Here is a 13,182-nt window from a genome sequence, read left to right as displayed (position 1 = left end):
GTCGAATACCGAAGGGAACCGTTGTGGCTGACCGGCTTGTCGTTCGCGGGGCGCGCGAGCACAACCTGCGAGGGGTGGACCTCGACCTGCCGAGGGACAGCCTCATCGTGTTCACCGGGCTCTCGGGCTCGGGCAAGTCCAGCCTCGCCTTCGACACGATCTTCGCCGAAGGCCAGCGCCGCTACGTCGAGTCGCTGTCGGCGTACGCGCGGCAGTTCCTCGGTCAGATGGACAAACCGGACGTCGACTTCATCGAGGGCCTCTCGCCCGCCGTGTCGATCGACCAGAAGTCCACCAGCCGCAACCCGCGGTCGACCGTGGGCACCATCACCGAGGTCTACGACTACCTCCGGCTCCTCTACGCCCGCGCCGGCAAGGCGCACTGCCCGACCTGCGGCGAGGCGATCAGCAAGCAGACGCCGCAGCAGATCGTGGACCAGGTGCTGGCGATGGAGTCCGGCACCAAGTTCCAGGTGCTCGCGCCCGTCATCCGGGGCCGCAAGGGCGAGTACCTCGACCTGTTCTCCACCCTCCAGTCCCAGGGCTACTCGCGCGCCAAGGTCGACGGCGTCGTGTACGCGCTGGGCGAGGTGCCGAAGCTGAAGAAGCAGGAGAAGCACCAGATCGCGGTCGTGATCGACCGGTTGAGCGTGAAGGCGAGCTCCAAGCAGCGGCTGACCGACTCGGTGGAGACGGCGCTGCGCCTGGCGGACGGCCTGGTCGAGCTGGAGTTCGTGGACGTGCCGGAGAACGACCCCGGCCGGGTGCGCGGCTTCTCGGAGAACCTGGCCTGCCCGAACGCCCACCCGTTGGCGATCGAGGACCTGGAGCCGCGGTCGTTCTCGTTCAACTCGCCCTACGGCGCCTGCCCCGTGTGCACCGGCATCGGCGTGCGCAAGGAGGTCGACCCGGAGCTGGTCGTGCCGGACGACGAGCTGTCCCTGGCCGACGGCGCCATCGCACCCTGGGCGAGCGGCCAGACCGCCGAGTACTTCACCCGGTTGCTGGAGTCGCTGGGCCTGGCGATCGGGTTCCGGACGGACACGCCGTGGCGGCAGCTGCCCACCAAGGCGCAGAAGGCGGTGCTGCACGGCGTCGACGAGCAGGTCAACGTCCGCTACAAGAACCGCTACGGCCGTGAGCGCTCCTACTACGCCAACTACGAGGGCGTGATCCCGTTCCTGGAGCGGCGGCAGGAGCAGACCGAGTCCGAGTACATGCGGGAGAAGTACGAGGGCTACATGCGGGAGGTGCCGTGCCCGTCGTGCCAGGGCACCCGCCTCAAGCCGGAGATCCTGGCCGTCACGCTGCACCACGGGCGCAAGGGCGACAAGTCCATCGCCGAGGTGTGCGCCATGTCGGTGGGGGAGTGCTCCGAGTTCCTGGACGGGCTGAAGCTCGGCAAGCGCGAGTCGATGATCGCGGGCGCGGTGCTCAAGGAGATCCAGGCCCGGCTGCACTTCCTGCTCGACGTGGGCCTCGACTACCTCTCCCTGGACCGCGCGTCCGGCACTCTTTCGGGTGGTGAGGCGCAGCGGATCAGGCTGGCGACGCAGATCGGCTCCGGCCTGGTCGGCGTGCTGTACGTGCTGGACGAGCCGTCGATCGGCCTGCACCAGCGCGACAACCACCGGCTGATCGAGACGTTGAGCAGGCTGCGCGACCTGGGCAACACGCTGATCGTGGTCGAGCACGACGAGGACACCATCCGCACGTCCGACTGGGTGGTCGACATCGGTCCGGGCGCGGGCGAGCACGGCGGCAAGGTCGTGCACAGCGGCCCGTACAAGGAGCTGCTGAAGAACAAGGAGTCGATCACCGGCGCGTACCTGTCGGGCCGCCGGTCGATCCCGATGCCCGCGGTGCGGCGCAAGGTCGACAAGAAGCGGCAGCTGACCGTGGTGGGCGCGCGGGAGCACAACCTGCGCGGCATCGACGTGTCGTTCCCGCTGGGTTGTCTGGTGGCGGTCACGGGCGTGTCCGGTTCGGGCAAGTCCACGCTGGTCAACGACATCCTGGCGACCGTGCTGGCGAACAAGCTCAACGGCGCACGGCAGGTGCCCGGCCGCCACACCCGGATCCGCGGTCTGGAGGAGGTCGACAAGCTGGTGCAGGTCGACCAGTCGCCGATCGGTCGGACCCCGCGGTCCAACCCGGCCACCTACACGGGTGTGTTCGACCACGTGCGGAAGCTGTTCGCGTCGACCACCGAGGCGAAGGTGCGCGGCTACCAGCCGGGGCGGTTCTCGTTCAACGTCAAGGGCGGGCGCTGCGAGGCGTGCGCGGGCGACGGCACGATCAAGATCGAGATGAACTTCCTGCCGGACGTGTACGTGCCGTGCGAGGTGTGCAAGGGCGCCCGGTACAACCGCGAGACGCTGGAAGTGCACTACAAGGGCAAGACGATCGCCGAGGTCCTCGACATGCCGATCGAGGAGGCCGCGGGGTTCTTCGAGCCGATCAACTCGATCCACCGGCACCTGCGCACGCTGGTCGACGTGGGCCTCGGGTATGTGCGGCTCGGACAGCCCGCGCCGACGTTGTCCGGTGGTGAGGCGCAGCGGGTGAAGCTGGCGGCGGAGTTGCAGAAGCGGTCCACCGGCAAGACGGTGTACATCCTCGACGAGCCGACCACCGGTTTGCACTTCGAGGACATCCGCAAGCTGCTCGGTGTGATCAACGGGTTGGTGGACAAGGGCAACACGGTGGTCGTGATCGAGCACAACCTCGATGTGATCAAGACGTCGGACTGGGTGGTCGACATGGGCCCGGAGGGTGGGTCCGGAGGAGGCATGGTGATCGCCGAGGGCACGCCGGAGCAGGTAGCCGACGTCGCAGACAGCTACACCGGCCAGTTCCTACGCGAAGTCCTGCCCGCCGAGGCCGCGGTCGGCTGAGGCAAAGGGTTCGGCTGAGCGGTCCGGCTGAGCCAAGATCACCCAAAGGCGTTACGGCACTTCGGGGATGAATGGTAAACCGGATTGCGTTGCCGGAATTATGGAGGCGCGACGGCCCAGGCATCCACTCAGACGCCCGCCCCCGGAACCCCGCCGCCGAAGCCGGAAGAGCACCACCGGACAGATTGGCCACCGGAAGGGTGCTGCTGGACGGACGCGGCTGGACGGGTGCCGGCGGACGGATGCCGGTGGACGGACGTCGGTGAACGGATGCCAGCGGGGCGGACGGATGCCGGCGGAAGGTCCCGGTGGACGGACGCCGGTGAACGGATGCCGGGCGGGCGGCGCCGGCGGACGGGTGATGGGTGCGGACGCGGTGGTCCGGATGGGTGCGGACGCGGGCGTAGTGCGTGATCATGGTGGTATGCCCCTGAACTCGTACCGATTCCGCAGTGTGTGGTCGGTGGACAGCACTCCCGCGCAGACCTTCGACGTGCTGGCCGACCTGCGCAGCTACCCGCACTGGTGGCGTGAGGTGCGGGAGGCGCGCCAGGTCGGCGAGAACGCGGCCGAGCTGCGGTGCCGTTCCGTGCTGCCGTATGACCTGGTCTTCGAGGCGCATCACAACGCCAAGGATCCGGACGCGGGGTTGCTGCGCGCCGACCTGCTCGGCGACATGGACGGCACGGTGAGCTGGCGGATCTTCGCTGACGGCGCCGGCTCGCGCATCGTGTACGACCAGCAGGTCGTCGTGTGCAAGCCGCTGGTGCGTCGACTGGCCCTGGTCAGTCGCCCGATCCTGAAGGCCAACCACGAGCTGATGATGCGCAGCGGCCAACGCGGCCTCCGGACCTACCTCGCCGGCTTCCAGGCCGCTGCCAATCCCCAAGCCCTCGCTGCCCCGCAAGCCAGTGAAGCCCCGCAAGCCAGCCAAGCCGCCTCCAACTCCTGAGGCGGCCGGCCGTTCCTGCCGCAAACGAGTGGGCGTTCGGAACGCGCGTGTCGTACCTCTAGTGGTCCGTCTTTGAAGTCCTCTGAGGGTGGTCTACTTGAAGACCCCGGAGCAGAGGGCGTAATGCGCGTCGGCGGGTATGTTTGCCGATCCCGATGTGCAGGTGGCGTGCATGGGTGACGGCGACGAACCGGTCGGGGAACACGGGCAGGTACTTCATCGTCTTGAACAGCTTCTCCGAGTACGGGTTTTCGTTCGAGATGTGGGGGCGGGACCTCGACCGAGTGACGCCGAGACCGGTCGGCGATGTTCTCACGGTCTTGAACGTCATCGTCGTCGCAGTCGCCCTTCGCGGGGGCCGGTCAGTTTCGTGATGTCCCACGAATGCACCTGATCGGGTCCGGTCCCGGGTAGTTCGACCTTCCGGGACGGGTGGCAGACTTGCGCCTTTTCGGCCAGCACGCGATACCTGGTCGACTCCGACCCGACGTACTGGCTGCATTCGAGAGGATCGCGTAGACCCTGCGACGGCGGCTTATCTTACGCGCCAGGTCGGCGTCCGTGGTCTCCGTGATCTGCTCTATGAGCACGTGCACTCTTCCGATGACCTCCTACGCGATCTCCGTCGTGGCGAGCTTCGCTCCGCCTTCGCGGGCTGCCGGCGCAGCGAGGCGATCTCGGCCTGCTCCTGGGAGGGTCGGCCGAGCGCGTCGCCAGGGTTCCTGCCCTCCACAGGCACCTCCCTCCTGAAACGTCAGGCCATCGGCATCGGCACCTGGAACGACGACCCCGCACCCTTCACTAGGAAGGAGCCGCTTGGGCTAGAAAGCTGCTGAAAATAAGGTTCAACTGGTCCAAGAACTTGAAACCGGTTGGCGTATATGTATTAAGGGATTCGTCAGCACATGCCATCACCATGCGATTCGAGGGATCCGGAAGTTCAGTGGTGGAGATATTCCATATCACAGCACCGAATACGGCACAAATTAATCCGGCGCGAGCCCAGCCGGGAAGCTTGTGTCGCCTGACCGGTAGAACCATGATAAAAGTCATGGCGATCAGCAGAGTTCCTGATGCCACCTTGCCGCCGCCAAGCAGCACGACACCGCACAATCCAGTGAGGACGATTCCTGTCCGCATCGCCATCTTCTTGAGGGTGTCCATCGGGGGATTTCTCCTTGTTCGCGATCGGACCGTTCGGCGGCCTCGGCCGGAAGGCTCTCTGTTAATGCTGCAAGCGCTCGCCCCCGGGGCCAATAGTGCCAGGACGGTCCGACCCGAACCTGTGGATTCGATTAGAATTGACTAAAAATTCGATGAGGGCGTCGATAAATCCGCCGGTCGACCGCGTAGGTGTGGGGCGGCGTAGTTGTCCATCGCCAGGTGCGGCTCGACCTGCTCGCCGTCGGCGCCGGTGACGTCTGGGTCGGTGCGCTCGATCTGCTTGAGGAATGCCAGGAACTCGCTGTTGCGATGCCAGGGCTTGAGCACCTCGGTCAGCTTGCCGGTGGCGACCTCCAACGCGGCGAAGAGCGTGGATGTGCCGTGACGGACATAGTCGTGGCTGCGTCCAGAACAACCGTGTCCTACGTTCAGGACCCCCGAGTTCAACGCTCAGGACGGCTCGCCGCCGGTGCCGGTGCCGGTGCCGGTGTCGGCAGGTGGTCAGGCGCGCGCCGTGTGTGCCGGAGCTGCTGGCGGTCAGGTGCGGTGGCGTAGGGAGTGGCCGGGGAGGGCGTCGGTCCGCCGACCCTCGTCGATCACCGGCACCCCGTTGACGAGCACGTGCGTGATACCGACGGCGGCCTGTCGGGGCCGGTCGAACGTGGCCCGGTCCGCCACCGTGTCCGGGTCGAACAGCACCAGATCGGCCGCGTAGCCCTCGCGCACGAGCCCACGATCGGCCAAGCGCAGACGCCGAGCGGCACGCCCGGTCAAGTGGGCCACGCATTCCTCCAACCCGAGCACCCCCAGCTCCCGCACGTACCGCCCGAGATAACGCGGGAACGTGCCCCACCCGCGCGGATGCGGGCGGGCGCCTACCAGCAGGCCGTCACTGCCGCCGGTGTGCGCCGGGTGGCGCATGATCGCCCGCACGTTCTCCTCGTCCCCCACGTGCATCAGGCACGACGTCCCCAACCGCTCGGAGATCAGCACGTCGAAGTACAGCTCGGCGGGCGGTCGTCCGGCCAGGCGCGCGGACTCCGCGACGGAACGCCCGACCAGGTGCGCGTTCTCCGCCGCACGCACCCCGTTGACCTCGATCGCCCCCCAGTCCACCGGCACCCCATGGCACCCGTCCGACCCGGTCTCCTCGATCTCCACCCGGATCCGCTCGCGCACGTCCACATCGGACAGACGGGCCAACGTCGCCTCCGGCCCACCCGCACCGGCCCAGCTCGGCAGCAACGCGGACAGGTACGTCGCCCCCGCCAGGTACGGGTACGTGTCCAGCGTGACGTCCACGCCCCCAGCCAAGGCGTCGTCGAGCAGGTCCAGCAGCTCACCCGCCCGACCCCGGTTGACCTCGAAGTTCATCGTCGCGTGCGCCAAGTGCAACGGGCACCCGGACTCACGCGACACCCCCACCATCTCCGCGTACGCCTCCAACGCGCCGACGCCGTAACTGCGGTGGTGCGGGCTGTAGAACCCGCCGAGCCCACCGACCACCCGGCACAACGCCGTCAGCTCGGCCGTGTCCGCGTACATGCCGGGCGTGTAGGTCAACCCCGACGACATCCCCACCGCACCCTCCCGCAACGACCGCGCCAGCACGGTCCGCATCCGGTCCAGTTCGGCGTCGGTGGCGGGCCGGTCGTCGTACCCGACGCACAGCATCCGCAGCGTCCCCTGCGGCACGAGGTAAGCGGCGTTGACGGCGATGCCCTGGTCGAGGCGGTCCAGGTACTCGCCGACCGACCGCCAGTCCCAGTCGAACCCCGGCGGGTCGTCGTTCCACCCGGCCAACTGCCCGCGCAGCACGGCCAGCGCCGCGTCGTCCACCGGCGCGTACGACAACCCGTCCTGACCGAGGACCTCCGTCGTCACACCCTGGGACACCTTGGCCAGGTGGTCCGGCTCGGCCAGCACCCGGAGGTCGGAGTGCGAGTGCATGTCGATGAACCCCGGCGCGAGCACCAGGCCGTCCGCGTCGACAACCCGACGTGCCCCGATCCGACCGCCGATCGCGCCGATCCGACCGTCGCGCACACCCACGTCGGCCAGGTACGCGGGCGCGCCGGTGCCGTCCACCACCCGTGCGCCCCTGAACACGATGTCCACGCCGCCGCCCCCAGACGTGTCTCAGAAGTACGTGCGCACGAAGTCGACCACGGTGGTGCCCTCGACCACCGGGATCAGCGGCCACTTGTCGAACACCGTGCACGGGTGCGACAGACCGAGACCGACCCAGTCGCCGACCTCCACGTCATCACCGGACAGCCGCACGAACGCGTGCTGGTCGTTGAGCGCCGTGACCTCGGCCTTCAACGGCCGCTCCACACCGTCCCGACCGCGCACGACCTGCGGCTCCGGCAGACCTTCGTCGAACGACGCGTCCCGCTTGCCCAACGTCAGCAACGCCAGGTCCGGTTGGGGCCGCGACGTCACCTGCGCCCACGCCCGCAAGGCCGGCCGGAACGGCTCCGCGCCCGGTGTGCGGCCGAACGGCGAGATACCGCGGTAGAACCCGTCGTCGTGGGTGATGTACGCGCCGCTGCGCAGCACCGGCCGCACCGGGAACGGCCACGGCTCGGTCAACCTCGCCGCCACCTGATCGAAGTAAGCGCTGCCACCGGCCGTGACGATCGGCTCGTCCACCTCGAACAAGCCACCCAACCCGATCGCCAACTCCCGCAACGAGGTCAGGTAACCGTCCACAACGGACTGCGCCGCGACCGACGCGTCATGCGCCAACGCGCCCTCGTAGCCACCGACACCCGCCAACCGCAACGCCGGACTGGCCACCGCCGCACGCCCGACGTCGAGAGCCGTGGCAAGATCACGCGCCCCGGTCCGGCCACCGGCAGCACCCAGCTCGACCAGCACGTCGACCGGACGCGCGACCGCACCCAACGCCTCCGTCATCCGCGCCACGCCCGCCACCGAATCAACCCAACAGGTGAACTCGAACGTGTCGTCGGCGGCCAGTTCCGCGGCCAGCCACCGCAGTCCGGCCGGGTCCACCAGCTGGTTGGCCAGCACCACCCGCCGCACCCCGAACGCCCGGTACACCCGGAGCTGGCTGATGTTGGCCGCCGTGATGCCCCACGCGCCGTGCTCCAACTGGCGGGCGAACAGCTGAGGGGCCATGGTCGTCTTGCCGTGCGGGGCCAGCAGCACACCGCGGTCGGCGCACCAGCGGGCCATCGTGGCGAGGTTGTGCTCCAGCGCGGCGGCGTCCAGCACGACCAGCGGCCCGACGAAACCACCGGTGAACAGGTCGAGCCGGCGCGCGGCCACGTCGCCGAGCGTCGCGCCGAACACGTCCGCCGGCAGGCCCTTGAACCGCCAGTCGGCCCGTTCGTCGCGGATGGCGGCCACAGCGTCCAGATCCACAGCGTCCAGGTCCACGTTCCCGCCCCTCACGTTGCATGTAACGCAACGACTATTGCGCGATGTGATCACCCAGTGTGTAACATTCGGTCGCCCACCCCGTCAATCGAGCGAGACCCCCGAGCCCAGGGAGGACGGATGCGGTTCGACCTGCCGGGCGCCGTGGTGTGCCTGGGCGAGACCATGGTGGTCCTGGTCCCCGCCGAACCCGGCCCGGTGCGCGCCGCGCGGACGTGGACGCGAGCGATCGGCGGCGCCGAGTCCAACGTCGCCATCCACCTGGCCCGGCTGGGTGTCCGCAGCCGGTGGGTGAGCGCCGTGGGCGACGACGCGTTCGGCGGGGCCGTCCTCGACACGGTCGGCGGCGCGGGCGTGGACGTCACCGGTGTGCGCGTCGACGCGGACCGGCCGACCGGCCTCTACGTCAAGGAAGCGAACGCCGACGGCAGCCCCGTCCGCTACTACCGACGCGGCTCGGCGGCATCCGCCATGGGCCCGGACACCATCGACCGGCTCAACCCGGACGACGTCCTGTTGACGCACGTCAGCGGCATCACGGCGGCCCTGTCCGACACCTGCCTGGACCTGATGCGCGCGATCCTGACCCGACCGCGCGCCGTCCCCGTGTCGTTCGACCTCAACTGGCGGCCCGCGTTGTGGCGCGACCGCGACCCGTCGGTCCTGCGCGACCTGGCCGACGCCGCGGACATCGTGCTCGCCGGCGAGGACGAGGCACAGACCGTATGGGGCACAGGCGATCCGGCGGAACTGCGAGCCCTGCTGCCCGGCCCGGAAACCCTCGTGATCAAGCAGGGCGCGCGCGGCGCGACCGCGGTGGAAGGCGACGCGACGACGTTCCAGCCCGGCCTGCGGGTAGACGTGGTGGAACCGGTCGGCGCCGGTGACGCGTTCGCCGCCGGCTACCTCGCCGCGCACCTCGCCGGCGAGCCACCCGCGCGACGCCTGCGCGCCGGCCACCTCCAAGCCGCCGCCGCACTGCTCACCAGGGAGGATGTCGGCGACCCGCTGCCGCCCGCGGTGACCGTGCCACTGCTGGACGCCGACTCCCGCACGTGGGCCGCCGCACACCTGAGGAGACGTCGATGAGCCAAAGCCTGGACCGGGCGCTGACCCTGGTGGGGGAACTGGCCACCGGACCGAAGACGCTGGACGAGCTGTCGGGCGTCATCGACGTGCACAAGTCGACCGCCATGCGGCTGCTCCGGACCCTGGAGTCGCACCGGTTCGTGCAGCGCGAAGGCGTGCACCACTACCGGCTCGGCACCGCGCTGTTCGACCTGGCCAACCGGGCACTGGAGGAGCGGGACGTGCGGCGCAGCGCCGAAAACGCCCTGCGCGAGCTGAACACCCGCACCGGCTACACCGTCCACCTCGCGTCCTACGAAGGCGGCGAGGTCATCTACATCGACAAGTACGACAGCACCCACCCCATGCGGATGTACTCGCGCATCGGCAGACGCGCCCCGCTGCACTGCACCGCCGTGGCCAAGGTGCTGCTGTCGGACCTGCCCGAACCGCGTCGCCGCGAAGTCGCGCACACCATCGACTACGTGCCGCTGACCGCGAACACCATCACGACACCGGACGCCTACCTGGCCGAACTGGAACGCGTCCGCGCCGCCGGCTACGCGGTGGACAACGCCGAGCACGAGGACTTCATCCACTGCATCGCGGCCCCCGTCCGCGGCGCGCGCGGCGGGGTCGTGGCGGCCGTGTCGATGTCCGTGCCCAAGGTGCTGCTCGACTTCGAGGGCCTGCTCGCCCACCTGCCCGACCTGCTCGCGACCGCGCGGGCGGCGTCCGTCGAGTGCGGCTGGTCGCCCCGCGACTGACCACCCACCAGAGAAGGAAGCACATGCAGAAGACCGAGATCAGGACCGCCGACGCGCCCACCCCCGTGGCCGCGTTCTCCCAGGGCGTCCGCAAGGGCCCGATCCTCCAGGTGGCGGGCCAGGTCGCGTTCGACCCGGCCACCGGCGCCGTCGTCGGCGACACCGTGGCCGAGCAGACCCGGCAGGCACTGCGCAACGTGGTCGCCGTGCTGAACGCCGGCGGCGCGTCCCTCGCCGACGTGGTGATGATCCGCGTCTACCTCACCGATACCGCGCACTTCGCCGAGATGAACGCCGTCTACGACGAGTTCGTCACCGAAACGCCGTTCCCCGCGCGCACCACCGTCTACGTCGGCCTGCCCGCCAAACTCCTGGTCGAGATCGACGCGCTCGCGGTGCTGGACTGACCCTTACTTCTGCCGGTTGTTCTGCGTGGTCTTCGCCGGCCACGACGGCTTGACTTCGGGACGCAACCCCCTCGGAGAAGCACGTCATGGAAGGACCCGGCGATGGCTAGGAACGCATCCCCGATCGGCTGAGCGCGGACACCACCCGCCGCCCCGGCGCGGACGGCGGCGGTCTACGGATCCGCCCTCGCGGCCACGGCCCGGTCACGGCACACCCCCGCCGCGACCGGGTCGCCGAGGTCGTCGTGCACCTCGGCCAACGCGTCGAGCGCACCCGCCAGGCGGCGGTGACGATGCCCGCCCGCCAACTCGACCGCCGAAACCAGCTCCGCCCGCGCCCCCTCCGGATCACCGAGCCGGTGCAGCGCCAGCCCACGCAGGTAGCGGGCGTCACACATGCTCGGCAACGCCGTGCGCACCAGCCCCAGCGCCTCCTCGGCCGCCGCCAACACCTCCGGCCACCGCGCCAACCGGCACAGGCTCTCCGCCATGCGCACCAACAACGTCGCCGACATCTCCGCCGTCATCACCGGCGCCAGCTCCAGCCGCCCGGACCGCACGTCCGCCAAGAGCTCCCGGTTCACCTCCACCGCGTCCTCGTGCCGCTCCAACCGGTCCAACACCAACGCCAAGCAGGACAACGAGATCCGCTCGCCCAACGGGTACCCGGCCGCCCGGAACAGCTCCTGCGCCCGCCGCGCGCTCTCCTGCGCCGCCTCCAACAGCCCGGTCCGCAGCTCCGACACCGACCGGTAGTGCAGCGCCCAACCCTGCTCCCGGACGTCCCCCGCCTCCACCGCCGCACGCCACGCCTCGCCGTGCAACGCCAACGCCTCCGCGTGCCGCCCCATCAGCACCTCCAGCGTCCACGTCAGGAAGTTCAGCTGCACGGCCTCGTCCCGCACGCTCCCCAACACCCGCGCCGCCGCCACCCCCGCGGTGAACACCTCCACCCACGTCTCACCACGCCCACGCTGGTCGGAGTACCAGTGCATCGCCGTCGCCAGCGCCAACACCTCGGCGTGCGAACCGTCCGCACAAGCCCAGCGCAGCGCACCCAGCCAGTTCGCGGTCTCGGCCACCAGCCAGGCGTCCGCCTCCTCCTGGCTGCCCAACGCGCCCAACGCCCTCGAAGACCCCAACGCCTCCGACTGAGCGTCCGGCCCGAAGAACCCCGCCGCCTCCACCGCCGTCCCGAGCAGCCAGTCCACCGCACGCCGCCGCGCCCGCCCCACCACCGGCGCCGGCTCCTCGTCCGCCAGCCGTTCACCCGCGAACACCCGGATCAGGTCGTGGAACACGTACCGGCCGGGCACCTCCGCGGTGTCCAGCAGGCTCATGTCGACCAGCTCCTCCAACGTGTCCTCGGCGGCGAACCGGTCCACACCGGCCAGCACCGCCGCCAACTCCGGCCCGAAATCCGCGCCCGGCACCAACGACAGCCGCCGGAACAGCACCGCCGCCTTCGCGCCCAACTGCCGGTACGACATCTCGAACGCCGTCCGCACCTGGAGATCGCCCGCCGTCAACGCGGACAGCCTGCGCCGCTCGTCCCCCAGCTGACCGGCCAGGTGCCCGATCGTCCACTTGGGACGGCTCGCCAACCGGTTGCCCGCGATCCGCAACGCCAGCGGCAGGTGCCCGCACAGCTTCGCCACCCGCGCCGTCGCCACCGGCTCCGCGCCGACCCTGGCCCGCCCGGCGATCGCGCCGAGCAGCTCGAACGACTCGCCCGCGCCCAGCACGTCCAGCCCCAGCCGCCGGCCCGCCTCCAACCCACCGAGCACCAACCGCGACGTCACCACCACCAACGACCGCCCGCCCGTCGCCAACAACGGACGCACCTGCGCCTCGTCGGACGCGTTGTCCAGCACCAACAACGTCGACCGCTCCCGCAGCCGCGCCCGGTACAGGTCCGAACGCTCCCCCTCGCCCGCCGGGATGTGCTTCTCCGCCACACCGAGCGCCAACAGCATCCGATGCACCACCTCGGAAGGGTGAACCGGCCGCACGTCCATGCCACGCAGGTTGAAGAAGAAACACCCGTCCGGGAAACGCGACGCCAACCGGTACGCCGCCCGCACCGCCAACGCCGTCTTCCCCGCACCCGGCGGACCATGCACCACGACCAGCGACGTGGCGCCCGCCCGCGTCTCCTCCGCGACCGCCGCCAACACCGCCAACTCGGCCTCACGCCCGGTCAGATCCGCGACATCCGGCGGCAACACCGACGGCGTCACCGACGGCGCACGCCGCACCCGGCCCTCCTTGGCCGCGTCCAACAACGCCCGGACCTCCGGCTCGGCCAACGCCAGCACACCGGCCAACGCCTCCACCGTGCGCCGCTGAGGCCCCTTCGCCCGACCGCGTTCCATGTCGCTGATCGCCCGCACGCTGACCCCGGAGCCCTCCGCCAGCTCTTCCTGCGTCAGCCGGACCCGCGACCGGTGCGCGCGCAGCAGCTCGCCGAACGTCGTCGCCACACGTCGGAACAGTAGTGCGCGCCGACCCGCCGACCG

The 13,182-nt window shown here is 69.9% G+C and carries 10 protein-coding genes and 1 pseudogene; 5 read left to right on the top strand and 6 right to left on the bottom strand.

Features of this window, described 5'->3' with window-relative positions; all coding sequences use genetic code 11:
- Positions 1 to 23: 23 nt before the first annotated feature.
- Entirely contained in the window at positions 24 to 2,897 is a 2,874-nt protein-coding gene (gene uvrA, locus F4560_RS22705; protein WP_184922976.1) for an excinuclease ABC subunit UvrA, read from the top strand.
- Positions 2,898 to 3,360: 463 nt separating this feature from the next.
- Positions 3,361 to 3,849, top strand: a complete 489-nt coding sequence (locus F4560_RS22700; RefSeq protein ID WP_184922974.1) for an SRPBCC family protein — start codon at positions 3,361 to 3,363, stop codon at positions 3,847 to 3,849.
- A gap of 186 nt (positions 3,850 to 4,035) precedes the next feature.
- Here the strand turns inward: F4560_RS22700 and F4560_RS46685 are convergent.
- The 5 genes and pseudogenes from F4560_RS46685 to F4560_RS22675 all read right to left on the bottom strand — a co-directional run.
- Positions 4,036 to 4,144 (bottom strand): annotated as a pseudogene (locus tag F4560_RS46685) (IS3-like element IS1141 family transposase); the annotation flags it as partial.
- 506 nt (positions 4,145 to 4,650) lie between these two features.
- Positions 4,651 to 5,013 carry a hypothetical protein gene (locus F4560_RS22690; protein WP_184922970.1) on the bottom strand — a complete coding sequence of 121 codons (363 nt, stop codon included), beginning with the start codon at positions 5,011 to 5,013 and terminating at the stop codon, positions 4,651 to 4,653.
- 141 nt (positions 5,014 to 5,154) lie between these two features.
- The gene (locus F4560_RS22685) at positions 5,155 to 5,370 is read right to left on the bottom strand and encodes a hypothetical protein (RefSeq protein WP_184929751.1); all 216 of its coding nucleotides are present in this window, start codon (positions 5,368 to 5,370) and stop codon (positions 5,155 to 5,157) included.
- Between the two features lie 180 nt (positions 5,371 to 5,550).
- Entirely contained in the window at positions 5,551 to 7,131 is a 1,581-nt protein-coding gene (locus tag F4560_RS22680) for an N-acyl-D-amino-acid deacylase family protein (RefSeq protein WP_184922968.1), read from the bottom strand.
- Positions 7,132 to 7,152: 21 nt separating this feature from the next.
- Entirely contained in the window at positions 7,153 to 8,421 is a 1,269-nt protein-coding gene (locus F4560_RS22675; protein WP_376775332.1) for an amino acid deaminase, read from the bottom strand.
- A gap of 120 nt (positions 8,422 to 8,541) precedes the next feature.
- Here F4560_RS22675 and F4560_RS22670 point away from each other — a divergent pair, with 120 nt between their 5' ends.
- The 3 genes from F4560_RS22670 to F4560_RS22660 are packed head-to-tail and all read left to right on the top strand — an operon-like array spanning position 8,542 to position 10,663.
- Complete coding sequence (locus F4560_RS22670; RefSeq protein ID WP_184922966.1) at positions 8,542 to 9,510, top strand: sugar kinase; 969 nt, start codon at positions 8,542 to 8,544, stop codon at positions 9,508 to 9,510.
- A complete protein-coding gene (locus tag F4560_RS22665; protein WP_184922964.1) occupies positions 9,507 to 10,256 on the top strand; it encodes an IclR family transcriptional regulator in 750 nt (249 codons plus the stop codon). Before F4560_RS22670 ends, F4560_RS22665 begins: the two co-directional genes overlap by 4 nt.
- A 23-nt stretch (positions 10,257 to 10,279) precedes the next feature.
- On the top strand, positions 10,280 to 10,663 hold the full coding sequence (locus tag F4560_RS22660) for a RidA family protein (protein ID WP_184922962.1): 384 nt from the start codon (positions 10,280 to 10,282) through the stop codon (positions 10,661 to 10,663).
- 173 nt (positions 10,664 to 10,836) lie between these two features.
- On the opposite strand, the gene F4560_RS22655 is transcribed toward F4560_RS22660, so the two are convergent.
- Positions 10,837 to 13,146: an ATP-binding protein gene (locus F4560_RS22655; RefSeq protein ID WP_184922960.1), complete on the bottom strand. Its 2,310-nt coding sequence runs from the start codon at positions 13,144 to 13,146 to the stop codon at positions 10,837 to 10,839.
- Positions 13,147 to 13,182: the final 36 nt, after the last annotated feature.

Source organism: Saccharothrix ecbatanensis, assembly GCF_014205015.1.
Taxonomy (GTDB): Bacteria; Actinomycetota; Actinomycetes; order Mycobacteriales; family Pseudonocardiaceae; genus Actinosynnema; species Actinosynnema ecbatanense.
The sequence above is the reverse complement of the archived record's forward strand: the minus strand, read 5'-3'. Positions and strand labels throughout refer to the sequence as shown.